This window comes from Halomonas cerina, assembly GCF_014192215.1.
Lineage (GTDB): Bacteria > Pseudomonadota > Gammaproteobacteria > Pseudomonadales > Halomonadaceae > Halomonas > Halomonas cerina.
Genome location: NZ_JACHXP010000005.1, coordinates 182,379 through 206,493, shown reverse-complemented (window position 1 = coordinate 206,493; position 24,115 = coordinate 182,379). Strand labels below are relative to the sequence as shown.

Below are 24,115 nucleotides of genomic sequence, written 5' to 3'. Positions count from 1 at the left end.
GGAATCACAAGAATGACGTCACCTAAGCTGCTGACCACCGCCGGTATCGGCGCTCTGATGCTGGGCATGTCCTCCGCGGCCCTTTCCGACAACTGGCGCTATGCTCACGAGGAATATGAAGGCGACGTTCAGGACGTCTTCGCCCAGGAGTTCAAGCGCTACGTCGAGGAGAATTCCGACCATAGTGTCCAGGTCTATCGTTTCGGTGAACTGGGCGAGTCCGACGACATCATGGAGCAGACCCTGAGCGGCATCCTGCAGTTCGTCAATCAGTCGCCCGGCTTCACCGGCTCGCTGATCCCCTCGGCGCAGATCTTCTTCATCCCCTACCTGATGCCCACCGACATGGAGGACGTGCTCGAGTTCTTCGACGAGAGCAAGGCCATCAACGAGATGTTCCCGGAGATCTACGCCGAGCACGGGCTGAAACTGCTGCAGATGTACCCGGAAGGCGAGATGGTGGTCACCGCCGACGAGCCGATCACCTCGCCGGCGGACTTCGACAACAAGAAGATCCGCGTGATGACCAATCCGCTGCTCTCCGAGACCTACAACGCCTTCGGCGCCACCCCGACCCCGCTACCTTGGGGCGAGGTCTACGGCGGCCTGCAGACCGGCATCCTCGACGGTCAGGAGAACCCGATCTTCTGGATCGAGTCCGGCAAGCTCTACGAGGTTTCCCCGCACCTGACCTTCACCTCGCATGGCTGGTTCACCACCGCCATGATGGCCAACCTGGACTTCTACGAAGGGCTCTCCGAGGAGGACCAGACGCTGGTGCAGGATGCCACCGACGCGGCCTATGACCACACCATCGAGCACATCAAAGGCCTGGCCGACGAGTCACTGGCCAAGATCAAGGAAGCCTGCGACGAGTGTACGGTCACTCGCTTGAACGAAGAGCAAATCGCCGCCTTCAAGGAGAGGGCGCCCCAGGTCGAGGAGGCCTACCTCGAGATGACCGGTGAGACCGGCGCCGAGCTGCTCGAACAGTTCAAGGCCGACATGGAGGCGGTACAGCAGGGTGAGGAAGGCCAGCAAGAACAGCAGGAAGGCTGATCGCGCCGACAATCCTAACCCGGGGAGGGGCAGCCATGGCTGCCCCTCCGGTGTTTCCGGCCCCTGACACTGCGTCCACCCAACGTTGAGGCAGGCAGCACGGCAAGAGAGGCTTTGCCGTTACCCTGCTCACTGAGGGAGCATCTTCCCGCCCTGCATGCGAAAGGAGTACGGCCATGACCGACGACGAAGAAGCCGAAAAGGACTACCGATCCGGCCTGCCGGGATTCCTGGGGGTGATCGACACCTTTATCAGCAAGCTCGAGGCGGTGATCCTGGCCATGGGCGTGCTACTGATGGCGGTCAACACCATCGCCAACGTCATCGGGCGCTTCGTGCTGGGGGAGAGCATCTTCTTCAGTGGCGAGATCAACCGCATCCTGATCATCATGATCACCTTCGCTGGCATCGGCTATGCGGCACGCCACGGCCGCCATATCCGCATGTCGGCCATCTATGATGCCTTGCCGGTGGGCGGGCGCAAGGTGCTGATGATCATCATCTCGCTGTTTACCTCGCTGGTGATGTTCTTCCTGCTCTACTACTCGATCGTCTACATCATCGACCTCTATGACCGCGGCAGGATCCTGCCCGCCCTGGGGTTCCCGATCTGGGTGATCTATGTCTGGGCCCCGCTGGGTTTTTTGATCACCGGCATCCAGTACCTGCTGACGGCCATCAAGAACATAACGTCTCGTGACGTCTGGCTGTCGACGGCGGTGATCGACGGCTACAAGGATACGGAAACGGAAGTCTGACGCAGGGCAACCTGCCCGGGGGAACGCACGATGACGACAATAATGGTAGTCACCATGATCGGCCTGCTGCTGCTGGGCTTTCCCATGATGGTTCCGCTCATCACCGCGGCGGTCATCGGTTTTTACATGATGTTCAATGGCATGGGGCAGATGGACACCCTGTTTCAGCAGATTGTGGCCGGCATCCGGCCCGCTTCGCTGATCGCGGTGCCCATGTTTATTCTCGCCGCCGACATCATGACGCGGGGACAATCAGCCGAACGGCTGATCAATATGGTGATGTCCTTCATCGGCCATGTGAAGGGCGGCCTGGCGGTGAGCACCGCGGCTTCCTGTACCCTGTTCGGCGCCGTCTCCGGTTCGACCCAGGCCACGGTGGTCGCCGTGGGCTCGCCGCTGCGTCCCAAGCTGCTCAAGGCCGGCTACTCGGACTCCTTCACGCTGGCGCTGATCATCAACGCCAGCGACATCGCCTTTTTGATTCCGCCGAGCATCGGCATGATCATCTACGGGGTCATCTCCGGCACCTCGATCGCCGAGCTGTTCATCGCCGGCATCGGGCCGGGCTTGCTGATCCTGCTGATGTTTTCCACCTACTGTATCCTCTATGCGGTGATCAAGAACGTGCCGACCGAGCCGAAGTCCACCTGGCGGGACAGGGCGGTCGCGGTGCGCCAGGCGCTGTGGCCGCTGGGTTTCCCGGTGATCATCGTCGGCGGCATCTACGGCGGGATCTTCAGCCCCACCGAGGCGGCGGCGGCCTGTGTGCTCTATGCGGTCTTTCTCGAGTTCGTGGTCTTCCGCTCGCTCAAGCTGCACCACATCTATGCCATCGCCAAGTCCACGGGCCTGATCACCGCCGTGGTGTTCATCCTGGTGGGCGTGGGCAACGGCTTCTCCTGGATCATTTCCTTCGCCCAGATCCCCCAGGAGCTGCTGGCGGCGGCGGGCATCAACGAGGCCGGGCCTACCGGCGTGCTGATCGCCATCTGCATCGCCTTCTTCGTGGCCTGCATGTTCGTCGACCCCATCGTGGTGATCTTGGTGCTGACGCCGATCTTCACCCCGGCCATCGAGGCCACCGGCCTGGACCCGGTGCTGGTGGGCATCCTGATCACCCTGCAGGTGGCCATCGGCTCGGCGACGCCGCCCTTCGGTTGTGACATCTTCACCGCCATCGCCATCTTCAAGCGCCCCTACTGGGACGTGATCAAGGGCACGCCGCCCTTCGTGTTCATCCTGATCCTGGCGGCGGCGCTGTTGATCATGTTTCCGCAGATCGCCCTGTTCCTGCGTGACCTGGCCTTCCGGTAAGTGTCGCGCCCCGGCGAAAGGAGTACGAGTACGATGTTCAATCGCATACTGGTTCCGGTGGACGGCTCCAAGGGTGCACTGAAGGCGCTGGACAAGGCGGTGGGCCTGCAGCTGCTCACCGGGGCCGAGCTCTACATCCTCTGTGTGTTCAAGCATCACAGCCTGCTCGAGGCCTCGCTCTCCATGGTGCGGCCCGAGAAGCTGGAGCTGCCCGACGACGCTCTCAAGGAATACGCCACCGAGATCGCCGTGCATGCCAAGTCCCAGGCGGTGGAGCGCGGCGTGCCTGCCGAGAAGGTACGCGCCTTCGTCAAGGGGGGACGGCCGTCACGCACCATAGTGCGCTTCGCCCGCAAGCGCGAGTGCGACCTGATCGTGATCGGCGCCCAGGGCACCAGCGGCGAACCGGGCCTGCTGCTCGGCAGCGTGGCTCAGCGGGTGTCCGGCTCCGCCCACTGTCCGACCCTGGTGGTCTGAGCCCCGCCCTTCACCGGCCACGTCCAGGCCCCTCGATACCGGGCCGGTGCCGTCTCCGCCATGCGGGTGCGGAACCGGCCCGGCCCTGTTAGAGTCACAGGAACTCCATTCATCCGATGGCGCCAAGACGCCATGACACAAGGTCTTTTCATGAAGCGACTGCTGACTTCCGCCTCGCTGGTGGCCCTGATGACGGCCGCCCCCCTCGTACTGGCCGCCCCGGAAACCGACGAGGAGCGTCTCGGCTATAGCCTCGGTGTGACCCTGGGACAGAGCATCCAGCAGGATGTCGAGAACCTGGACATCGATGCTTTCACCCAGGCCATCCGTGATGTCTTCGCGGGCGATGAGCTCGCCATGAGCGACGAGGAGATGGCCAATACCCTGACCGCTTTCCAGCAGGAGGCCATGGCCGCCCGTGCCGAAGAGGCCAAGCAGCAGGCCGAGGCCAATCGGGCCGAGGGCGAGGCCTACCTGGCCGAGAACGCCGAGCAGGAGGGGGTGACCGTCACCGATTCCGGGCTGCAGTATCGGGAGCTGGCATCCGGCGATGGGGCCACCCCCAGTGCCGACGATACCGTCCAGGTGCACTATGAGGGCCGGCTGATCGATGGCAGCGTCTTCGATAGTTCCTACGAGCGGGGTGAGCCGGTGAGCTTCCAGGTGGATCAGGTCATCGAGGGCTGGCAGGAAGCTCTGCAGTTGATGAGCGTCGGCGACACCTGGGAGGTAGTGATTCCTGCCGATCTGGCCTATGGGGCTCAGGGCCAGGGACCGATCGGCCCCCATGAGACGCTGATCTTCAAGGTCGAGCTGCTTGACGTCGAGACCCAGTGATCCCCCATCGATGAAGGCCATGACACTTTGCCTGGCGGCCAGCCTGCTCCTGGGGCTGGCCGCCTCGTCGTTGGCGGCCGAAACGCCACCGCCCGATTTGCCACGGCTCGGCCTGCAAGGCACGCAGGCCAGCGTGATCGGAGTCTCCTCGGGGGGTTACATGGCGACCCAGCTCGCCGTGGCCTGGCCGGCCCGCTTCGCCGGCCTCGGCGTGGTGGCAGCCGGGCCCTGGGCCTGTGCCCGGGGCGAACTCGGCCGAGCCCTAGGCCAGTGCATGTTCACCCGCCTCGGTCCTCCCGACCTCGAGGCCATACAGGTCCGTTACCGGGACTACCTGTCGCGCAATCTGGTCGGCGCCCCCGAGGACCTGGCCGGATTGCGTGTCTTCGTCTGGCACGGTGAGGCCGACCAGACCGTGGCGCCCTCCTTGGGCGACGCCCTGGTCGACCAGTTCGCGGGCTGGCTGGCCGACCCACAGACGCAGCTGCGCTACCAGAAGGGCGAGGGTGCGGCCCATGGCTGGCCGGTCGGCGCCGAGAGCGACATCCCGGCGAACGCCCTGGCGAGTTGTGGCGAAGGCGGCGGTAGCCACCTGCTGGCGTGCGCCCCGGCTATCGCCGCCGAGGCGCTGACCTGGCTGCATGGTGCGCCGTCATCCGATGACCGGGATGCCGCAGGTGGCCGGCTGGTGCGCTTCGACCAATCGGACTTCGATGCCCGGGGGCTCGCCGATGCCGGCTATCTGTTCATTCCCGCCGGCTGCGAGACCGGCGGCTGCAAGCTGACCGTGGCCCTGCACGGCTGCCAGATGAGCGCCGCGGAGGGCGACACGACCTTCGTGCGCTACAGCGGCCTGAACGACTGGGCCGCCGCCGACCGGCGCGTGGTGCTCTACCCCCAAGTGGAGACGAGCCTCGCCAATCCCAAGGCCTGCTGGGACTGGTGGGGCTATGGCGAGAGCACCTGGCAGCTCGACCCCCTGCACGACTCCCGCCGGGGCAGCCAGGTCGCGGCGCTGATGGGCATGATCGATCGGCTGCAGGCCGCGCCCGACGTCGATTGACACCGGGGCCGATCAGCCCTCGCCGAGCTCCGCGTCGAGGGCCGCCTCGAGCGGTCCCGGGGTCGGGGAATGCAGCACCCGACGGTGGATCACGCCGTCGCGGTCCACCAAATACAGCGAGGCGCTGTGGTCGATGGTGTAGTCCATGGCCGACTCCGGCGTCTCGACCTTGCGCCATACCACACCGTAGCGTTCGGCGATCTCCTCGAGCCGCTCCTGACTGCCGGTGGCGCCGATGAAGTCCTCGCCGAAGAAGGCCAGGTACTCTTCCAGTCGGGCCAGGGTGTCACGCTCGGGATCCAGGGAGATCATCAGCGGCACGACCCGGTCGCGCCACTCGGGCGGCATCCCCTGGCGCACCTGACGCACCACGGCCAGGCTCATGGGGCAGACGTCCGGACACCAGGTGTAGCCGAAGACGACCACCGCCAGCTGGTCGTCGTCCAGCTGGGCGAGGGAGAAATCGCCCTGGGTCGAGGGCAGCTCGATAGGCCCGCCAGCAGGCAGGCCCCCGTCGTGGCCCGCCTGTTGCTGATAGGCCCATAGGCCGGCCACCGCCAACAGGGCGGCTCCGAGCCCCATCCCGATTCGCCATCGCCGCGTCATGGTGTGCTCCTCGTTACCTCGAAGTCGAACCAGCTTCCCAGGTGCCCCCGGGGCGTGTCTACCGCGACCTTCGCTCGCCAGGGCATGACCGCCTCGGTGCACAGCGCGACCTGGCCCTCGCCGTGGAAGACGCCGTCACCGGCCGCCTCGAGAGGAAAGCGGTAGAGCCCCATGTCCATGTCGTGGCCGACGAAGGTCACCACCGCGGCCTCGGCCGGCACCCCCGTCACGCGCACCTCCAGGGGCAGCACCGTCAGGGCCTGGATGGGCCCTTCGCCGGCGAGGTCCAGAGTGAGCGTGCGGCCGTCCCCCAGCGCGGTGCGGCAGGGCCCGGCCTGCAGGTCGCAGGGCGTCGACGGCGGCGTCCACTGGACGTCGTCACCGTCCAGCGACTGACGCACCAAGTACCACAGTGCCACGCTCAGGGTCAGCAGGGTCGTGACGATCAGCAGGCGCAGCAATGGCGGCCGCGAGCCGGCGCCCTCGGAGTGGCGGGAAGGGGACATGACGGTGCAGCAGCGCCTCCATCGGTGGCAGAATAGGCATCATCTTATCAGTATTTGCCCGGGGCGCCGTGTGCACGGATGTCGCAGGCTCGAGTCGCGCGGAGGCGTCATGGACGACGTGGCACAGGGCCTGGGCCCGCTGTTCCTGCTGATCCTGCTGGGGGCGGTACTGGCCCGCCTGCGGCAGCCCGGCGGCGATTTCTGGCCGCGCATGGAGCGGCTGATCTACTTCCTGCTGTTTCCCGCCATGCTGGTGGCTACCCTGGCCGAGGCCGATATCCACCAGGTCCCGGTGGGCCGACTGGCTCTGGTCCTGCTCGGTGCCATCGGCGTGCTCGGCCTGCTGCTCTGGAGCCTGCGTCGGCACCTGGGACTCGCCGCACCGGCCTTCACCTCGGTGTTCCAGGGCGGGCTGCGCTTCAACACCTACGTGGGCGTGGCCGGGGCCGCGGCCCTCCACGGCAGCACCGGGGCTACGGTGGCCGCGGTGGCCGTGGCGTTGATGGTGCCGGTGATCAACGTGCTGTGCGTGTCGACCTTCATCGCCGCCGGCACCCTGGGCCAGGCCAGCCTGAGTGCCAGCCTCGCCGCCCTGGCGCGCAACCCGCTGATTCTGGCCTGCCTGGCCGGCATCGGCCTGAACCTCTCCGGCATCGGCCTGCCTGGCTGGAGCCAGGACACGGTGGCCCTGCTCGGTCGCGCGGCGCTGCCTCTAGGCTTGGTCGCGGTGGGCGTCGCCCTGCGTCCCCATGCCTTGCTGCGCCGCGACCGGGGCATCTGGGTCGCCAACCTGGTCAAGCTGGCGCTGATGCCCGTGGTGGTGCTGACCCTGGCCCAGATGGCCGGCCTTGATCCCGTGAGCCGCGACGTAGCGCTGCTGTTCGCTGCCCTGCCCACCGCCACCTCGGCCTATATCTTGGCCCGCCAGCTGGGCGGCGATGCCGAGCTCATGGCCGCTCTGATCACCGGCCAGACCTTGCTCGCCATGGCCACCCTGCCGCTCTGGCTACGGCTAGCCGGCTGATGAACAAAAAAGTTTCTCGTTTGCGTTGACGCCATTAATGAGAATGATTTACGCTGCGTACATGGCGTTGATGAGGCGCCATGCCGGACAGGTTGCCTGCCAGTGCCTGTCGGGTTTCTCCTCTCATTGCTAGTCACGGTCCTTGCGCCGCCCCATCCGGGCGGCGCTCTTTTTTTGTCTCACCCCTGAACGCATGCATGCCGCCCCCGGTGAGCCGGTCACAGAGGGCGGCAACGGTGCGGCGAGCCGTGATCAGTCGACGCGGCGGTAGATCAAGTCCCAGACGCCGTGACCAAGCTTCTCGCCACGAGCCTCGAACTTGGTCAACGGACGGAAGGCGGGACGCGGCACATAGGGCGCCGTGTCGGGCGTGGCAGTGTTGACGAAGCCCGGGGCGGCTTCCATCACCTCGGCCATCCACTCGGCATAGGCTTTCCAGTCGGTGGCCATGTGCAGGGTACCGCCGAGCTTGAGCCGGGTGCGCACCAGCGCAACGAAAGCCGGCTGGACGATACGTCGCTTGTGGTGCTTCTTCTTCGGCCAGGGATCGGGGAAGAACAATTGCAGGGTGTCGAGGCTGGCCTCGGGCAGGCAGCGCTCAAGCACCGCCAGGGCATCCTCGCGATAGACCCGCAGGTTGGTCAGGCCCCGCTTGTCGGCCTCGTCGAGCAGCTTGCCGACCCCGGGGGCATGCACCTCGATGCCGATGAAGTCGGTGTCGGGATGGGTCTCGGCCTGCTCGATCAACGAGGCCCCCATGCCGAAGCCGACTTCCACCACCCGGGGCGCCTGGCGGCCGAATAGGCTATCGAGATCCTGGCGGCCATCGGCGAGCGTCAGGCCCAGGCGTGGCCAGACCTCCTCCAGGCCGCGGGTCTGGGCCGCCGTCATTCGCCCGGCCCGCAGCACATAGCTCTTGATGCCGCGGCGGTGCAGCGGGGCGTCGGGATGCTCGGGACCGGTGGTCGAGGGAGTCTCGTCGTGGTACGGGTCGTTCATGCGCAGGATCGGGTCTCGTGGCGGAGGTAGGAGAGTGGTGGCGTCAGGCGTTGATACGGCCGGCGAAGGGCGAGGACGGGGCGGCGCTCTGACGGCGCGGCATACGCCCGGCCAGGCAGGCCTCGCGGCCGGCCTCCACCGCCTTGCGCATGGCGCTGGCCATCAGCACCGGCTGGCGGGCATGGGCGATGGCGGAGTTCATCAGCACCCCGTCGCAGCCCAGCTCCATGGCCAGGGCCGCCTCCGAGGCGGTACCGATGCCGGCATCCACCAGCACCGGCACGCCGGCCTGCTCGATGATCAGACGCAGGTTGTAGGGGTTCTGAAGGCCGTGGCCCGAGCCGATCAGCGAGCCCAGCGGCATCACCGCACAGCAGCCGATCCGCTCCAGCTCTCGGGCGACGATGGGATCGTCGCTGGTGTAGACCATGACGTCGAAGCCGTCGTTGACCAGCGTCTCGGCCGCGGCCAATGTCTCCACCACGTTGGGGTAGAGGGTGGTGTCATCCCCCAGCACCTCGAGCTTGACCAGATGGTGGCCGTCGAGCAGCTCCCGGGCCAGCCGACAGGTGCGCACCGCGTCCTGAGCCGTGTAGCAACCGGCGGTGTTGGGCAGCAGGGTGTAGCGGTCCGGCGGCACCACGTCGAGCAGGTTCGGGGCGCCAGTCTCCTGGCCAATATTGGTGCGCCGCACGGCGAAGGTCACCACCTCGGCGCCGCTGGCGACGATGGCATCAGAGGTCTCGTCGAGATCGCGATACTTGCCGGTGCCCACCAGCAGGCGGGAGGCGAACTCACGCCCGGCGATGCGCAACGGGGCGTCCTGGAAGAAGTCGGTCATGGGTGTCATGCTCCTGTACAAACGGGTTCGCGGGCGGGGGGATGGCTCAGCCCCCGCCGATGGCGTGGACGATCTCCACCCGGTCGCCATCGGTCAGGCGCGTCTCTCCATGAACGCTCCTGGGGACGATCTCCTCATTGACCTCCACGGCGATACGCCGGCCGGTGAGCCCCAGGGACTCGACCAGTTGGGCCACGGAGGCCTCGGCCTCCAGGGTACGGGCCTCGCCATTGAGCTGGATCTGCATGGCATTCTCCCTGCATCGTGGGCTGCGTTTCACGGGGCCATATTGTAGCGTCTCGCGGCCCTGCCGGGTACGGTATCCGCGACATCGATCCGAGAGGCAATGACAGGATGCGGGACAGACCTTGGTGGCTGGCGGCGGCCCTCTCCGGCGCCCTGATGGTGTTGGCCGGTGCTTTCGGCGCGCATGCCCTGACCGACCGGCTGACGCCGCGGCTGCTGGCCGCCTTCGAGACCGGGGTACGCTACCAGGCCTGGCACACCCTGGCGCTGCTCGCCGTGCTGGCCTGGCGGGCCACGATGCCCCTGGCCGGCCAGCGGCTGGCCCTGGGACTGTGGCTGGCCGGGATCGGGCTCTTTTCGGGCTCGCTGTATGCCTTGGCGCTTACCGGCCTGCGCGGCCTGGTCCTGGTCACCCCGGTCGGCGGGCTGCTGCTGATCGCCGGCTGGCTGGTGCTCGGCGCTAGCGTGTTGCGCGCGCGCGACGAGCACCCGCCTTGATTCGGCAACACGCCGGGCACCGGCTCAGTCGCGATCCGGCAGGACATAGGTCGCCGTCACCAGCGCCACCGGCTCCTCGTCGCCGGCCGAGAAGAGCTGCACCTCGCCCACCGCCAGGCGGCGACCCAGCTTGAGGATCCGGGCATTGGCGATGACGTCGCGATCGCCCCGCGGACGGCGCAGGAAGCGGCAGTGCAGGTCGCTGGTCACGGCCATGGGCTCGGGGCCGACCTGGGCCAGGATCGCCACGTAGAGGCAGACATCGGCCAGCCCCATCAGGGTGGGGCCGGAGACGCTGTCGCCAGGGCGCAGGTGCTCGTCCTCGATGGCCAGGCTCATGGTGGCGCGCATCGCGCCGACGCCCTCGATGGTGCCCGTGCGCTGGGGAAAGACCTCGTCGAGAAAGTCCTCGATCGCGGCGGCGGTCATCACGGTCATGGGCGGCTCCCTGTGCAGGCGAACGATGGGCATTGCGCACCACCATAGCGCATGGCGTCCGACGCGCACAGTCACCACGAGCCACGAGCCACGAGCCACGAGCCACGAGCCACGAGCCACGAGCCACGAGCCACGAGCCACGAGCCACGAGCCACGAGCCACGAGCCACGAGTATCAGGTTAGCCCGCAGCCCGCAGCCCGCAGCCCGCAGCCCGCAGCCCGCAGCCCGCAGGCGATTATTTCGCCTTGTGTACGGCCCGCCAGTGGTGCAGCAACGGCTCAGTATAGCCGGCGGGTTGCACGCGCCCCTTGAAGATCAGGTCGCTGGCAGCCTGGAAGGCGCTGGAGGCGGCGTAGTCGGCGCTCATCGGCGTATAGGTCGGGTCGCCGGCATTCTGTTCGTCGACTACCTTGGCCATGCGCTCCAGGGTCTTCTGGACCCGGTCGGCGTCCACCACGCCATGGTGCAGCCAGTTGGCGATATGCTGGCTGGAGATCCGCAGGGTCGCGCGATCCTCCATCAGGCCCACGTCGTGGATGTCCGGCACCTTGGAACAGCCCACGCCGTGCTCGACCCAGCGCACCACATAGCCGAGAATGCCCTGACAGTTGTTATCCAGCTCCTGCTGGATCTCCTCGTCGGACCAGTCGGCACGCTCGGCCACCGGCACGCTGAGCAGGTCATCCAGAAGGTCCGGCTCGCCCTGAGCCTCCAGCTCGCGCTGCACCTCGGTGACATCCACCTGATGATAGTGCAGGGCATGCAGGGTGGCGGCGGTGGGCGACGGCACCCAGGCGGTATTGGCGCCGGCCTTGGGATGGCCGATCTTCTGCTCCAGCATGGCCGCCATCAGATCCGGCATGGCCCACATGCCCTTGCCGATTTGAGCGTGGCCGCGCAGGCCACAGGCCAGACCGACCTGGACATTGCTGCGCTCGTAGGCACTGATCCAGGCACTATGCTTCATGTCCCCCTTGCGGATCATCGGACCGGCTTCCATGGCGGTGTGCATCTCGTCGCCGGTGCGGTCGAGGAAGCCGGTGTTGATGAACACCACCCGCGAGGGCGCCTCATTGATGCAGGCCTTGAGGTTCACCGACGTGCGGCGCTCCTCGTCCATGATGCCCATCTTGAGGGTGTCGTGGTCCAGGCCGAGGATATCCTCGATCCGGCCGAACAGTGCGTTGGCGAAAGCGACCTCCCTGGGGCCATGCATCTTCGGCTTGACGATATAGACCGAGCCCTGGCGGGAGTTGCGCGCCTCACCCTCGCCCTTCTGCAGGTCATGCAGGGCGATCAGACTGGTCACGATGCCGTCGAGGATGCCTTCGGGCAGCTCATTGCCGTCGGCATCGAGGACCGCCGGGGTGGTCATCAGGTGGCCCACGTTACGCACGAACATCAACGAGCGTCCCGGCAGAGTGACGGTCCCGCCATCGGTGTTGGTCCAGGTACGGTCGGCGTTGAGGCGACGGGTGATGGTCTTGCCGCCCTTCTCGACCGGCTCCTCGAGGTCACCCTTCATCAAGCCCAGCCAGCTGGCATAGACGCCCACCTTGTCCTCGGCGTCCACCGCGGCCACGGAGTCCTCGCAGTCCATGATGGTGGTCAGGGCGGCCTCGACCACCACGTCCTTGACACCGGCGGGGTCGGTCTTACCGATGGGGTGACTCGGGTCGATCTGGATCTCCACGTGCAGACCGTGGTTGGCCAGCAACAACGACTCGGGGCGTTTGTCCTCCCCGGTGAAGCCCACCAGCTTACCCGAATCCTTGAGGCCGGTCTCGCGACCACCCTCCAGGGTCACCACCAGGTGGCCATCACGCAGGGCGTAGCCGACGGCATCCCGATGAGAGCCGGTGGCCAGGGGCGCGGCCCGATCGAGCACGCCACGGGCATAGGCGATGACCTTCTCGCCACGCTTCGGGTTGAAGCTCTCTCCCTTTTCGGCGCCGTCCGCCTCGGAGATGGCATCGGTGCCGTAGAGAGCATCGTAGAGGCTGCCCCAGCGGGCGTTGGCCGCATTCAGGGCGTAGCGGGCGTTGTTGACCGGCACCACCAGCTGAGGACCGGCCTGGACGGCGATCTCGCGGTCGACGTTGGCAGTAGTCACCTTGACCTCGGCCGGTGACGCGACCAGGTAGCCGATCTCTTGCAAGAAGAGACGGTAGGCCGCCATGTCCCGCACCGGGCCCGGATGATCACGGTGCCAGATGTCGAGCTTCTCCTGAAGGCGCTCGCGCTCGGCCAGCAGTTCGCGGTTCTGCGGGGTCAGATCATGGAAGAGGGCATCGACGCCGGCCCAGAAGGCATCCGGGTCGACTCCTGTGCCCGGCAGGGCCTGCTCGTTGATGAAACGGTCTAACTCGGCGGCCACCTGAAGACGGTGGCGGGTGATGCGTTGGGTCATGGGTCGTTCTCCTCAGGCATGGCTGCTCGGCGCCCCCTGGCACCGACCGGCCGGACAGGGAATGGTGACTGCACCGTCCAATTTTGTGGAAAATAATTCCACATGTAAACCCGACGCCTCGCACCAGATGCCGGGCCTAGACCAAATAATGAGGCCCGAAGCCTCCTGCGCGACCATCACCGGTGGCCCGGAGCCGGGCATGAGGCTAGCATGAGCGGGCATTGCGGAGGATTCGATGACCGACTTCAGCCATCTTCGGGCCTTGGGGCCCGTGAGCCCTATCGACGTGGCCACCGATGGCGTCTCCTTGGGGCGCTACCTGGGCCACTATGGCCTGGCGCCCCTGCTGGTCGACGAAGTGGGCCTCTACGTCGGCTATGTGAATGCCAGCGGCTTTCGCCTCTGGACCCAGGTCTGGAGTCCGCCGTCGCCCATCGGCACGGCCTTCGTGGTGCATGGCTACTTCGACCACCTAGGGCTCTACCGCCACCTGCTCGAGTGCCTGCTGCTTCGTGGCTGGCGGGTCGTGCTCTGGGATCTGCCCGGGCACGGGCTCTCCAGTGGCCCTCGCGCCACCATCGAGGACTTCGATGACTATGGCAGCTGCCTGCATGGTCTGCAGCAACATCTGACGCTGGAGGGCCTCGCGCCCCGCCCCTGGCTGGGGGTCGGCCAGAGCACCGGGGCGGCGATCCTGGCCACCGACGCCCTGGCGCGCGGCGACGCCGAGCACTGGGCGGGTCTTGCCCTGCTGGCGCCGCTGGTACGCCCCTTCGGCTGGTCCCAGTCGAGCTGGCTGCATCGCCTGGTAGGGCCGTTCGTGGAGTCGATCCCGCGCAAGTTCCGCGCCAACTCCACCGACAGCGAATTCGCCACCTTCCTACGCGATCACGATCCCCTGCAGGCCGACCGCCTGGCCATGGACTGGGTCACCGCCATGCGACGCTGGATTCCCCGGCTGCTGGCGCTGCCCCCTTGCCGGGTACCGACCCTGATCCTGCAGGGCGAACAGGACCTGACCGTGGACTGGGAGTGGAACCTCGAGGTACTGGCCGGCAAGTTTCCCAACGCCGAGGTGCATCGGCACCCGGAGGCGCGCCACCACCTGGTCAACGAGGCGGAGCCGATCCGCCGCGCCCTCTTCCAGGTCCTCGACCGTTTCGTCGCCGACCTAGAGCCGGCCCATGACGAGATCGTGACCGCCCCACACGGCCGGCCATCGCCATGAGCCGACGCCTGCGCTCGTTGCTCGCCGCGGTCCTGCTGCTGGCCGGCTGTGCCGAACTTCAGGACGCGGGACCGATCACGGTACGCCAGGCCCTGTTCGGCCTGGGAGAACGGGCCGCCGAACGAGTGGCCGAGGCGCCGCCCCTGCCGCAGCCGCCCATCGATCAGGTCCTGCTGCTGGCCATGCCGGAGGTCGACACTACCTTTTCGCTGGCGCCCGAAAGACTGCTGGAGAGCCTGACCCGTGCGCTGCTGGGACTGGAGCCGGGCCCCCAGGTGCTCGATTGGGGCCCCTCGCTGGCGCAGGGCGGCGGCGAGAATCAGTGGCGCCTGGACAGCCGCCTGGTGGCCGATGGGCCCCGGCTGACCCTCTCCGACCGTACCCTGCTGCCTTATCGGCTCCAGCTCAGCCTGCGCCGTCCCGGCGGCGACCGGCCCCTATGGTCGACGGAGCTGGCCGGGGCACTCGACGCCAGCGCCCTCTAGGCCCGCAGCAGGCGATCGAGCTGACGATAGCCGATGGCCTCCATCAGCTGGTCCCGCCCGGGATGCGTCTCGCCGGCCAGGTCGGCGAGGGTCAGGGCCACTCGCAGCACCCGGTGGTAGGCCCGCGCAGAGAGCTTCAGGCGCTCCAGTACCCCGGCCAGCCAGGCCCGGTCCGCCGCGTGCAGGGCACAGGCCTCGTCCAGCGCCCGGCCGGCCAGCAGAGTGTTGAGGGTGCCGCGCGCCTGCTGGCGGACCCGTGCCGCCAGCACCCGCTCGAGAACGCGGGCAGAGGGTTCTCCCTGGTCACTCGCCGTCAGCTGTTCCGGTGGCAGGGCCGGCACTTCTACCTGCAGGTCGATGCGATCGAGCAGCGGGCCGGAGAGGCGCGCCTGGTAGCGCTGGATCTGGGCGGCGGTGCAGCGGCAAGCCTGACGCGGGTCGCCCAGATGGCCGCAGGGACAGGGGTTCATGGCGGCCACCAGCTGGAAGCGGGCCGGAAAGCGACGCTCGTGGCGGGCCCGGGCGATATGGATCCGCCCCGACTCCATGGGCTCGCGCATCACCTCCAGCACCTGGCGGGGAAATTCGGGCAACTCGTCCAGGAACAGCACCCCATGGTGGGCCAGCGAGATCTCGCCGGGCCGCGGTCGAGAGCCCCCGCCCACCAGGGCCACGGCGCTGGCGGTATGGTGCGGGGCCCGGAAGGGCCGCCGGCCCCAGTGGTCACGCAGGGGCAGGCCGCTGACCGAGCGGACCGCCGCCACCTCCAGGGCTTCGTCTTCGGAGAGCGGCGGCAGGATCCCCGGCAGGCGGCTGGCCAGCATGGTCTTGCCGGTCCCCGGCGGGCCGGCGAACAGCAGGTTGTGGCCCCCGGCAGCCGCCACTTCCAGGGCGCGGCGTGCCTGGTGCTGACCACGCACCTCCGACAGGTCGGGACCCGCGACCCGCGTCCTAGCCGACCGTTCGAGACGGTACGACGTGATCGGCGTCCGGCCCAGCAGGTGGGCCACCACCTCCAGCAGGTGGTCGGCGGGCAGCACCACCAGCTCGCCGGCCAGCGCCGCCTCCTCGGCGTTGGCTCGAGGCACGATCAGGCGTCGTCCGGCCCGCCGCGTGGCCATGGCCAGGGGCAGCACGCCGGACACCGGGCGCAGGGCACCGTCTAGGGCCAGCTCGCCGACGCACTCGGTCCCGGCCAGCGCCTCCGGCGGTAACTGGCCCGAGGCCACCAGCAGGCCCAGGGCGATGGGCAGGTCGAAGCGACCGCCCTCCTTGGGCAGGTCGGCGGGGGCCAGATTGAGGGTGATGCGACGCAGGGGAAAGTCGAAGCCGGCATTGACCAGGGCGCTGCGCACCCGCTCGCGACTCTCCTTAACGGCGGCCTCGGGAAGCCCGACCAGCGTCATGCCGGGCAGGCCATTGGACAGGTGCACTTCCACCAGTACCTCGGGCGCCTCGAGGCCAAGGGCAGCCCGGGTATGGATGATGGCCAGCGTCATCGGCGATCCCTCGCAGACGGGTTCAACTTCAGGCTAGCCCAGGGTCGCGAGGCGCGCCCGAAGGCTCAGCGGCCGGGCTCGCCCCCGCCAGCGTCCTCCTCGGGGGCGGCATCATCGCCCTTCGGACCGGTCGCCGGCTCAGCGGTCGGATCGGTGGCATGGGGGGACGGGGTGGCCTGGGCCTCCAGGGTGGCCTCCAGGGCGGCAACCTGCTGCTCGAGCGCCTCGACCCGAGCCCGGGTGCGCTGCAGCACATCCATCAGGATGTCGAAGTCCTCCCGCGAGACCAGCTCGAGCCGGTCGAAGGCCCCGCGCACCACCTGCTGGATCCCCTTCTGCACCTCCTCGGGCGCCTGGGAGGCCCCCTGGAGCCGCTCGCCGATCTGCTGGGCCAGTCGGCTGATGCGGTCATGACTCACCATGCTGTCTCTCCTGGATTGTGACGTGAGTGGCTACCGACAAGGATACGCAAGGCGTCGGGCGTACGCATGCCCTGTTATCGCACCGTCTTGAGGCATCTGCGTGAAACGGTGGCACCACAAGGGTGCACCATCGGCCAAGCGGGCGGCACCAGCCTCGCCCCAAGCGCCCAAGAATGCCCACAACCGACTGAATATCTTGAAACAAACAGAAAAGTGGCACGCATCACGCAGCGCAGAAGCATTCATGCACCGATCGGCCACCACCATCACATACCGCAGGGGAGATCCGAAATGAAGCTGATCACCGCCGTCATCAAGCCGTTCAAGCTCGACGATGTTCGCGAGGCGCTGGCCGACAACGGCGTCCAGGGCATCACCGTCACCGAGGTCAAGGGCTTCGGTCGTCAGAAGGGGCATACCGAGCTCTATCGCGGGGCCGAATACGTCGTCGACTTCCTGCCCAAGGTCAAGATCGAGGTGGCCGTGGACGACTCGCGCCTGGATACCGTCCTCGAGGCCATCTGCAACGCCGCCAACAGCGGCAAGATCGGCGACGGCAAGGTCTTCGTAACCCCGCTGGAGGACGTCATCCGCATCCGCACCGGCGAGCGTGGCGCCGACGCCGTCTGAGGCGACCGGACACTCCTTATCACCGACACGGAGAGACTCCCATGACCGAGCTATCGGAACTGAGCTACGCGCTCGACACCTTCTACTTCCTGATCTGCGGCGTCTTGGTGATGTGGATGGCCGCCGGTTTCTCGATGCTCGAGGCCGGCCTGGTCCGTTCCAAGAATACCGCCGAGATCCTGACCAAGAACATCGCGCTGTTCGCCGTCGCCTGCACCATGTACCTGTTGGTGGGCTATTACCTGATGTACTCCAGCGGCGCGGGCGGCTTCCTGCCCAACCTGGGCTTCCTGCTGGGCAGCGAGAATACCGTGGCCGCGGTGACCGCCGGCGGCGACGATGCCCCCTACTACGCCATGCGCGCGGACTTCTTCTTTCAGGTGGTGTTCGTGGCTACCGCCATGTCCATCGTCTCCGGGTCCGTGGCCGAACGCATGAAACTGTGGGCGTTTCTCGCCTTCGCCGTAGTGATGACCGGCGTCATCTACCCGGTCTCCGGCTACTGGACCTGGGGCGGAGGCTGGCTGGCCGAGCTCGGCTTCTCCGACTATGCCGGTTCCGGCATCGTGCACCTGGCCGGGGCGGCCGCGGCGCTCGCCGGCGTGCTAGTGCTGGGGCCGCGCAAGGGCAAGTACGGCAAGGACGGCAGCATCTTCGCCATCCCCGGCGCCAACCTGCCGCTGGCGACTCTCGGCACCTTCATCCTGTGGATGGGCTGGTTCGGCTTCAATGGTGGCTCCGAGCTGAAGGTCTCCGACGTCAGTTCGGCCAACAACATGGCCCAGGTGCTGGTCAACACCAACGCCGCCGCGGCCGGCGGGGTGATCGCCGCACTGATCCTGGCCAAGTCCTGGTTCCGCAAGGCCGACCTGACCATGGCCCTCAACGGCGCCATCGCCGGCCTGGTGTCCATTACCGCTGACCCGCTGTCGCCCAGCGCCCTGGGCGCCACCCTGATCGGGGCCGTCGGTGGCCTGCTGGTGGTGATCTCGATCGTCACCCTGGACAAGCTCAAGCTCGATGATCCGGTGGGTGCCATCTCCGCCCACGGCGTGGCCGGCATCTGGGGCGTGCTCGCGGTGCCGCTCTCCAACGACGGCGCCTCCTTCGGCGCCCAGCTCATCGGCATCCTCGGTATCTTCGTCTGGGTCTTCGGCGCCAGCCTGATCGTGTGGCTGATCATCAAGGCCGTGATGGGCGTCCGGGTTAGCGAGGAGGAGGAATACGAGGGCGTCGACCTGGCCGAGTGCGGACTCGAGGCCTATCCTGAGTTCACCGTCTCCAAGGTTCACGGCGGCGGTTCCGGCCGCAGCCGGGCCGAAGGCCTTAGCCAGGCGCAGATGAGCCCCCGCACCGAGTAACCGATATCGCCTTGCATCAGAATGGCCCCTCGCGGGGCCATTTTTTATTCCGCCCCCAGCCGGTGTATGCTCTGGCACAATGCCATCACGGCACCGACGCAGCGGCGCGTCGGCTCAGGAGACGCCCCGACGCCTCCCTAACCGGACAGGACGAGGACACGACCATGAAACTGGTGACCGCCATCATCAAGCCGTTCAAGCTCGACGACGTACGCGAATCGCTCTCCGAGATCGGCGTCCAGGGCATCACCGTCACCGAGGTCAAGGGCTTCGGCCGACAGAAAGGCCATACCGAGCTCTACCGCGGCGCCGAGTACGTGGTCGACTTCCTGCCCAAGGTCAAGCTGGAGATCGCCGTGGACGATGCCATGGCCGAACAGGTGATCGAGGCCATCACCCAGGTCGCCAACACCGGCAAGATCGGTGACGGCAAGATCTTCGTCACGGCGCTGGAGCAGGTCATTCGCATCCGCACCGGCGAGATCGACAAGGACGCGGTGTAAGCGCCGAGCGCCGAGCGCCGAGCGCCGAGCGCCGAGCGCCGAGCGCCGAGCGCCGCAGGATGCTGTTATCGCCATTTCCGATGTCAACGCAAAAACCCCACCAGAGGTTAGCCCGGTGGGGTTTCGCGTTTCTGCCTCGCTACCTACCGTCCGTCACCGGACAGCTTGGTGGCTGGGCGCTGCTTATTTCTCGACGAAGGCGCGCTCGATGACGTAGTCGCCAGGCTCGCCCATTCGCGGCGAGATATTGAAGCCAAGCTCGTCGAGCAGGTCGCTGGTGTCGTCGAGCATCGCCGGGCTGCCGCAGATCATGGCGCGGTCCTGCTTGGGGTCGATCGCCGGCAGGCCGGTGTCCTCGGCCAGCTTGCCGCTGCGGATGTGGTCGGTCAGCCGTCCCATGGTGTGGAACTCTTCCCGGGTCACGGTGGGGTAGTAGACCAGTTTCTCGCTGATCTCCTCGCCCAGATACTCATGGGCCGGCAGGTCCTTCTGAATGAAGTCGGTATAGGCCAGTTCACTGACATTGCGCACACCGTGCACCAGCACGATCTTCTCGAAGCGCTCGTAGGCCTCGGGATCCTGGATCAGGCTCATGAAGGGCGCCAACCCCGTGCCGGTGGAGAGCAGGTAGAGGTTGCGGCCCGGCAGCAGGTCGTCGCAGACCAGGGTGCCGGTGGGCTTGCGGCTGACCATGATCTGGTCACCGACCTTGAGGTGCTGCAGACGCGAGGTCAGCGGGCCGTCGGGGACCTTGATACTGAAGAACTCCAGGTGATCCTCATAGTTCGGGCTGGCGATGGAGTAGGCGCGCATCAGTGGTTTACCGTTCACCTCGAGGCCGATCATCACGAACTGGCCGTTCTTGAAGCGCAGGCTGCGCTCCCGGGTGGTACGAAAACTGAACAGGGTGTCGTTCCAGTGATGCACGCTGAGAACGTCTTCAAGCGCAAACTTGCTCATACCGACTCCTTTATATTCCAGAAACGAATAGACCAGGCCATCAATCTTTGAGTGCAATTCTAAGAGCCGGTGTGTTATCTGTTAAATGGATTGTGTGGATAACACATATCTATACTATTGATATAAGTCATCGGGCGAGATACGACCATGCGCTATACCCTTCGCCAGCTCGAGGTCTTCGTGGCCGTGGCCCAGCATGAGAGCGTGTCGCGGGCGGCACGTGCCTTGGCGCTCTCGCAGTCGGCGACCAGCACGGCCCTGGCCGAGCTGGAGCGCCAGTTCGACTGCCGATTGCTGGACCGCATCGGCAAGCGGCTCAAGCTCAATGCCCTGGGCTTCCAGCTGCTGCCCAAGGCGGTGGCCCTGCTCGACCGGGCCGAAGAGGTCGAGGAACTGCTGCGCGGCCAGCAGGGCATCGGCACGCTGGACGTGGGCGCCACCCTGACCATCGGTAATTACCTGGCGACCCTGCTGATCTGCGACTTTATGCAGCGCCACCCCGGCAGCCGAGTGCGGCTCTCGGTGCGCAATACCCGCACCATCATCGACAATGTCCGCCAGCATGAGCTCGACCTGGGGCTGATCGAGGGGCAGTGCGAGGAAGAGGACGTAATCACCCAACCCTGGGTGGAGGACGAGCTAGTGGTGTTCTGTGCGCCTCGCCATCCGCTGGCCGGCCAGGGCTCTGTGGAACTGGATCGCCTGCTGCGGGAGGACTGGATCATGCGCGAGCAGGGCTCCGGCACCCGCCTGACCCTCGAGCAGGCGGCCCGGCACCGTCGCGGGCGTTTCAACATCCTGCTGGAGCTCGAGCATACCGAGGGCATCAAGCGGGCCGTGGAGTCAGGGCTGGGGATCGGCTGCGTATCGAAGCTGGCCCTGCGCGACGCCTTCCGGCGCGGCAGCCTGGTCCCGCTGCCCACGCCGGAGCTCGACCTGAGTCGCCAGTTCACCTTTATCTGGCATCGCCACAAGTACCTGGCCACCGGCATGCGCGAGTTCCTGCGGCTATGCCGGCAGATGACCGAGGGAATCCGCCGCAGTGACCAGATCGACCTGCCACCGGTGACCTGAGATACCGCCCGATACCACCACGGCCCGGCAGGCTGCGCCTGCCGGGCCGTGGCATGTCACTGGCAGGTGCCACGTCTAGCGCATATCGCTGACCGCCTCGCGAATGTCGTCCAACGAGGCCTTGGTAAGGTCCTTGGCCAGGGTATGGATGACCAGCTTGCCGGTGGGACCATCGAGCTTGTCTCGCAGCTGGCCGAGGAAGCGCGGCGGGGCCACCAAAATCAGCTTCTCCATGGTATTGCCGACCCGTGCCCGGTAGAGGCGCTCGGCCACTTCCCGAGCGAAGATTTCCTCGTGGTGCTGCGTCGCGACGTTCTCCCCCCCGGCGCTGCGCGCCGTGGTCGCGGTCGACTCGTGGATATCACCGCCCCGGTCGGTGACCAGATCCCCCTCGTGCATGCGCCCCTCGGCGTGGACGAGGCTCTCCCGCTCGTTGACCTTGAGGCCATCGCGCGTGAACAGGCGCGCCCGAGCTGCATCAGCCACCACGATGTAAGTTGTCATAGCCGCTCCTCGATGCTGGTGAATGGCAAGGCCGGAGAAATCACCTGCCTGATTCAACATTGGCAAGCGGCATGGCACAGGTCAACCGGTCCCACCATGCCGCTTGGTTCCCGAAGGCCGCTGCAGGCCCAGGCGCAGGCCCTGCAGCGCCAGGGCCGCCGCTACCGCCCCCAGACCATTGGCCAGGATATCGGCGACATCGCCGCCAAGGCGCCCCGGTACCGGGATCTGGGCCAGCTCGACCCCCACCCCGAGCAGGAAGGTGCCACCGCAGGCCAGCGGCAATCGCACCCCGGCGAGTCCCATCAGGCCGGCGACCCCGGCATAGCCGAGGAAGTGGCTGGCCTTGTCCCAAGGCAGCGACTCGGGCAGCCCGCTGGCGGGCGTGAGGCTACCCCAAACGACGACCAGCACGGCCAACACCGCCAGTCCCGCCCAGAGGCGGCGCCAGCGTCGCTCCTCCCCCGAGACTAGCCGCCGCAGCCCCTCAGCCATGGACGATGCGGCGGTGATAGGCCGGACTCAGCTCGTGCAAGGCGTCCATGAAGGCCGTGACGCGACCCGGGTCGGTGAATTGGCTGATGCCGTGGCCGAGGTTGAAGACATGCCCCGGCCCCGAGCCGTAGCTGTCGAGGATGCGCGCCACCTCGGCGCGGATCGCCGACGGACGGGCGAACAGCACATTGGGGTCCAGGTTGCCCTGCAGGGCGACCCGATGGCCGATCCGTTCCCGGGCAGTGGAGAGCTCGGTGGACCAGTCCAGCCCCACGGCATCGGGGCCGGCGGCGGCAATGTCCTCGAGCCACTGGCCGCCGTTCTTGGTGAACAGGATCACCGGCACGCGCCGGCCCTCATGCTCGCGGATCAGTCCGGCGACGATCTGCTCCATGTAGCGCAGCGAAAACTCCAGGTAGGCCGGCGTGGAGAGCGCGCCGCCCCAGGTATCGAAGATCTGCACCGCCTGGGCGCCGGCACGGATCTGGGCGTTGAGATAATCGGTTACCGCGTGGGCCAGGGTGTCGAGCAGCCGGTGCATGGTGTCCGGCGTGTCATAGAGCATGGCCTTCACATGGCGGAAGTCCTTGCTCGAGGCACCTTCGACCATGTAGGTGGCCAGCGTCCAGGGGCTGCCGGAGAAGCCGATCAGCGGCACCCGGCCGGCCAGCTCGCCGCGGATGGTCGAGACGGCGTTCATCACGTAGTCGAGATCGCGCTCGGCATCGGGCACGGCCAGCGTCGCGACCGCCTCCGGGGTACGCACCGGCTTGCGGAACTTGGGCCCCTCACCGGTCTCGAAGTACAGCCCCAGGCCCATGGCATCGGGGATGGTCAGGATGTCCGAGAACAGGATGGCGGCATCCAGCGGATAGCGCTCCAGCGGCTGCAGGGTGACCTCGCAGGCCAGGTCACGGTTGCGGCAGAGGTCCATGAAGCTGCCGGCCTGGCCGCGCACCTCGCGGTATTCCGGCAGGTAGCGGCCGGCCTGGCGCATCATCCACACCGGCGTGCGGTCCACGGGCTGGCGCGCCAGGGCGCGCAGGAGGCGATCGTTCTTGAGGTCCATGTCGAGGCGCTCATCCACGGAAAATGTGGGCGTCATTGTACCCCATCATGGCACCGCGGGCTGTGCCCGTGAGCCGGCCTCGCCTTCCTGATAGAATGGGACTCCATCCGTCGGCATTGCCGTGGTCTTTCACCGAGGTACATCGTGACGATTCGCTTCATCGCCGCCTCCCGGCTGCCCACTCCCTGGGCCACCTTCACCATGCACGGCTTCGAGGACGAGGCCACCGGCAAGGACCATATCGCCCTGACCCTGGGCGAGGTCGCCGATGGCCAGCCGGTGCTGGGCCGCGTCCACTCCGAGTGCCTGACCGGCGACGCACTGTTCTCGATGCGCTGCGACTGCGGCTATCAGCTGCAGGAGGCCCTGAAGCGCGTCGCCGAGGAGGGCCGCGGTGTGCTGTTCTACCTACGCCAGGAGGGCCGGGGCATCGGCCTGCTCAACAAGATCCGCGCCTATCACCTGCAGGACCAGGGCGCCGACACCGTGGAGGCCAACGAACAGCTCGGCTTCGCCGCGGACCTGCGCCGCTATGACCTCTGTGTGCCGATGCTGGGCCACCTGGGCATCGCCTCGCTGCGCCTGATGACCAACAATCCGCGCAAGGTCGATGCGCTGGTCAATGCCGGCGTCGAGGTGACTGAGCGCGTGGCGTTGACCACCGGGCTCAACCCTCATAACGAACAGTATCTCTCCACCAAGGCCGGCAAGCTGGGCCATATGATGGCGCTGGGCGACTTCACCCAGGCCGACGACGTGGACATCGAACGCAAGCCGTGACCCAGCTGACGGGAACCTCCGCTTCGAT

Annotated in this window: 28 protein-coding genes; 15 read left to right on the top strand and 13 right to left on the bottom strand. The window is 67.0% G+C overall.

From position 1 onward, the window contains the following. Positions 1 to 12: 12 nt before the first annotated feature. The 6 genes from FHR94_RS07140 (at position 13) to FHR94_RS07115 (ending at position 5,508) form a co-directional block, all read left to right on the top strand. Positions 13 to 1,059: a TRAP transporter substrate-binding protein gene (locus FHR94_RS07140; protein WP_183324937.1), complete on the top strand. Its 1,047-nt coding sequence runs from the start codon at positions 13 to 15 to the stop codon at positions 1,057 to 1,059. 176 nt (positions 1,060 to 1,235) lie between these two features. Continuing rightward, positions 1,236 to 1,817, top strand: a complete 582-nt coding sequence (locus FHR94_RS07135) for a TRAP transporter small permease (protein WP_183324936.1) — start codon at positions 1,236 to 1,238, stop codon at positions 1,815 to 1,817. A gap of 30 nt (positions 1,818 to 1,847) precedes the next feature. Beyond that, positions 1,848 to 3,131, top strand: coding sequence for a TRAP transporter large permease (locus tag FHR94_RS07130; RefSeq protein WP_183324935.1), 1,284 nt, complete (start codon positions 1,848 to 1,850; stop codon positions 3,129 to 3,131). A 33-nt stretch (positions 3,132 to 3,164) separates the two neighbouring features. Then, positions 3,165 to 3,608, top strand: a complete 444-nt coding sequence (locus FHR94_RS07125; protein ID WP_183324934.1) for a universal stress protein — start codon at positions 3,165 to 3,167, stop codon at positions 3,606 to 3,608. A 150-nt stretch (positions 3,609 to 3,758) separates the two neighbouring features. Next, entirely contained in the window at positions 3,759 to 4,445 is a 687-nt protein-coding gene (gene bamJ, locus FHR94_RS07120) for a BamJ family beta-barrel-assembly machinery protein (RefSeq protein WP_183324933.1), read from the top strand. A gap of 19 nt (positions 4,446 to 4,464) precedes the next feature. Next, entirely contained in the window at positions 4,465 to 5,508 is a 1,044-nt protein-coding gene (locus FHR94_RS07115) for an alpha/beta hydrolase family protein (RefSeq protein WP_246389853.1), read from the top strand. 12 nt (positions 5,509 to 5,520) lie between these two features. Here the strand turns inward: FHR94_RS07115 and FHR94_RS07110 are convergent, their stop codons facing one another. Further along, complete coding sequence (locus FHR94_RS07110) at positions 5,521 to 6,114, bottom strand: SCO family protein (protein ID WP_183324931.1); 594 nt, start codon at positions 6,112 to 6,114, stop codon at positions 5,521 to 5,523. After that, positions 6,111 to 6,620, bottom strand: coding sequence for a hypothetical protein (locus FHR94_RS07105; protein WP_183324930.1), 510 nt, complete (start codon positions 6,618 to 6,620; stop codon positions 6,111 to 6,113). Before FHR94_RS07105 ends, FHR94_RS07110 begins: the two co-directional genes overlap by 4 nt. Positions 6,621 to 6,729: 109 nt before the next feature. Here FHR94_RS07105 and FHR94_RS07100 point away from each other — a divergent pair, with 109 nt between their 5' ends. Continuing rightward, positions 6,730 to 7,644, top strand: coding sequence for an AEC family transporter (locus FHR94_RS07100; protein WP_183324929.1), 915 nt, complete (start codon positions 6,730 to 6,732; stop codon positions 7,642 to 7,644). Between the two features lie 252 nt (positions 7,645 to 7,896). Here FHR94_RS07100 and trmB read toward each other — a convergent pair whose 3' ends face one another. The 3 genes from trmB to thiS are packed head-to-tail and all read right to left on the bottom strand — an operon-like array spanning position 7,897 to position 9,731. After that, positions 7,897 to 8,643, bottom strand: a complete 747-nt coding sequence (gene trmB / locus FHR94_RS07095; RefSeq protein ID WP_183324928.1) for a tRNA (guanosine(46)-N7)-methyltransferase TrmB — start codon at positions 8,641 to 8,643, stop codon at positions 7,897 to 7,899. Between the two features lie 43 nt (positions 8,644 to 8,686). Then, positions 8,687 to 9,484 (bottom strand): thiazole synthase, encoded by a 798-nt coding sequence (locus tag FHR94_RS07090; RefSeq protein WP_183324927.1) that lies wholly within the window; start codon positions 9,482 to 9,484, stop codon positions 8,687 to 8,689. Between the two features lie 46 nt (positions 9,485 to 9,530). Further along, entirely contained in the window at positions 9,531 to 9,731 is a 201-nt protein-coding gene (gene thiS, locus FHR94_RS07085; protein WP_183324926.1) for a sulfur carrier protein ThiS, read from the bottom strand. Positions 9,732 to 9,838: 107 nt separating this feature from the next. On the opposite strand from thiS, the gene FHR94_RS07080 reads away from it, so the two are divergent. Beyond that, on the top strand, positions 9,839 to 10,228 hold the full coding sequence (locus FHR94_RS07080) for a DUF423 domain-containing protein (RefSeq protein ID WP_183324925.1): 390 nt from the start codon (positions 9,839 to 9,841) through the stop codon (positions 10,226 to 10,228). A 24-nt stretch (positions 10,229 to 10,252) separates the two neighbouring features. Here the strand turns inward: FHR94_RS07080 and FHR94_RS07075 are convergent, their stop codons facing one another. Beyond that, the gene (locus tag FHR94_RS07075; RefSeq protein ID WP_183324924.1) at positions 10,253 to 10,666 is read right to left on the bottom strand and encodes a PaaI family thioesterase; all 414 of its coding nucleotides are present in this window, start codon (positions 10,664 to 10,666) and stop codon (positions 10,253 to 10,255) included. A gap of 236 nt (positions 10,667 to 10,902) precedes the next feature. Then, positions 10,903 to 13,077: a malate synthase G gene (locus tag FHR94_RS07070; protein ID WP_183324923.1), complete on the bottom strand. Its 2,175-nt coding sequence runs from the start codon at positions 13,075 to 13,077 to the stop codon at positions 10,903 to 10,905. A 235-nt stretch (positions 13,078 to 13,312) separates the two neighbouring features. Here FHR94_RS07070 and FHR94_RS07065 point away from each other — a divergent pair, with 235 nt between their 5' ends. Both FHR94_RS07065 and FHR94_RS07060 read left to right on the top strand, forming a co-directional pair. Then, positions 13,313 to 14,305, top strand: coding sequence for an alpha/beta hydrolase (locus tag FHR94_RS07065; RefSeq protein ID WP_183324922.1), 993 nt, complete (start codon positions 13,313 to 13,315; stop codon positions 14,303 to 14,305). Beyond that, positions 14,302 to 14,790 (top strand): hypothetical protein, encoded by a 489-nt coding sequence (locus FHR94_RS07060; RefSeq protein ID WP_183324921.1) that lies wholly within the window; start codon positions 14,302 to 14,304, stop codon positions 14,788 to 14,790. Before FHR94_RS07065 ends, FHR94_RS07060 begins: the two co-directional genes overlap by 4 nt. On the opposite strand, the gene FHR94_RS07055 is transcribed toward FHR94_RS07060, so the two are convergent. Both FHR94_RS07055 and FHR94_RS07050 read right to left on the bottom strand, forming a co-directional pair. After that, positions 14,787 to 16,289: a YifB family Mg chelatase-like AAA ATPase gene (locus FHR94_RS07055; protein ID WP_183324920.1), complete on the bottom strand. Its 1,503-nt coding sequence runs from the start codon at positions 16,287 to 16,289 to the stop codon at positions 14,787 to 14,789. The genes FHR94_RS07060 and FHR94_RS07055 overlap by 4 nt on opposite strands. Positions 16,290 to 16,354: 65 nt before the next feature. Next, the gene (locus FHR94_RS07050; RefSeq protein WP_183324919.1) at positions 16,355 to 16,711 is read right to left on the bottom strand and encodes an accessory factor UbiK family protein; all 357 of its coding nucleotides are present in this window, start codon (positions 16,709 to 16,711) and stop codon (positions 16,355 to 16,357) included. A gap of 291 nt (positions 16,712 to 17,002) precedes the next feature. Here FHR94_RS07050 and FHR94_RS07045 point away from each other — a divergent pair, with 291 nt between their 5' ends. From FHR94_RS07045 to glnK, 3 genes are all read left to right on the top strand, one after another. Further along, positions 17,003 to 17,341 (top strand): P-II family nitrogen regulator, encoded by a 339-nt coding sequence (locus FHR94_RS07045; RefSeq protein WP_183324918.1) that lies wholly within the window; start codon positions 17,003 to 17,005, stop codon positions 17,339 to 17,341. A 41-nt stretch (positions 17,342 to 17,382) separates the two neighbouring features. Then, on the top strand, positions 17,383 to 18,702 hold the full coding sequence (locus FHR94_RS07040) for an ammonium transporter (RefSeq protein WP_183324917.1): 1,320 nt from the start codon (positions 17,383 to 17,385) through the stop codon (positions 18,700 to 18,702). A 164-nt stretch (positions 18,703 to 18,866) separates the two neighbouring features. Then, the gene (gene glnK, locus FHR94_RS07035) at positions 18,867 to 19,205 is read left to right on the top strand and encodes a P-II family nitrogen regulator (protein ID WP_183324916.1); all 339 of its coding nucleotides are present in this window, start codon (positions 18,867 to 18,869) and stop codon (positions 19,203 to 19,205) included. A gap of 183 nt (positions 19,206 to 19,388) precedes the next feature. Here glnK and FHR94_RS07030 read toward each other — a convergent pair whose 3' ends face one another. Next, positions 19,389 to 20,165, bottom strand: a complete 777-nt coding sequence (locus tag FHR94_RS07030; RefSeq protein WP_183324915.1) for a ferredoxin--NADP reductase — start codon at positions 20,163 to 20,165, stop codon at positions 19,389 to 19,391. A 147-nt stretch (positions 20,166 to 20,312) separates the two neighbouring features. Here FHR94_RS07030 and FHR94_RS07025 point away from each other — a divergent pair, with 147 nt between their 5' ends. Beyond that, positions 20,313 to 21,239 (top strand): LysR family transcriptional regulator, encoded by a 927-nt coding sequence (locus FHR94_RS07025; RefSeq protein ID WP_183324914.1) that lies wholly within the window; start codon positions 20,313 to 20,315, stop codon positions 21,237 to 21,239. 75 nt (positions 21,240 to 21,314) lie between these two features. Here the strand turns inward: FHR94_RS07025 and FHR94_RS07020 are convergent, their stop codons facing one another. From FHR94_RS07020 to hemE, 3 genes are all read right to left on the bottom strand, one after another. Then, complete coding sequence (locus FHR94_RS07020) at positions 21,315 to 21,743, bottom strand: host attachment protein (RefSeq protein WP_183324913.1); 429 nt, start codon at positions 21,741 to 21,743, stop codon at positions 21,315 to 21,317. A gap of 81 nt (positions 21,744 to 21,824) precedes the next feature. Beyond that, entirely contained in the window at positions 21,825 to 22,238 is a 414-nt protein-coding gene (locus tag FHR94_RS07015) for a VanZ family protein (protein WP_183324912.1), read from the bottom strand. Continuing rightward, on the bottom strand, positions 22,231 to 23,307 hold the full coding sequence (gene hemE, locus FHR94_RS07010) for a uroporphyrinogen decarboxylase (RefSeq protein WP_183324984.1): 1,077 nt from the start codon (positions 23,305 to 23,307) through the stop codon (positions 22,231 to 22,233). The genes FHR94_RS07015 and hemE overlap by 8 nt, the downstream gene beginning before the upstream one ends. A 144-nt stretch (positions 23,308 to 23,451) precedes the next feature. On the opposite strand from hemE, the gene ribA reads away from it, so the two are divergent. After that, on the top strand, positions 23,452 to 24,087 hold the full coding sequence (gene ribA / locus FHR94_RS07005) for a GTP cyclohydrolase II (protein ID WP_183324911.1): 636 nt from the start codon (positions 23,452 to 23,454) through the stop codon (positions 24,085 to 24,087). The last annotated feature ends 28 nt before the right edge of the window (positions 24,088 to 24,115 follow it).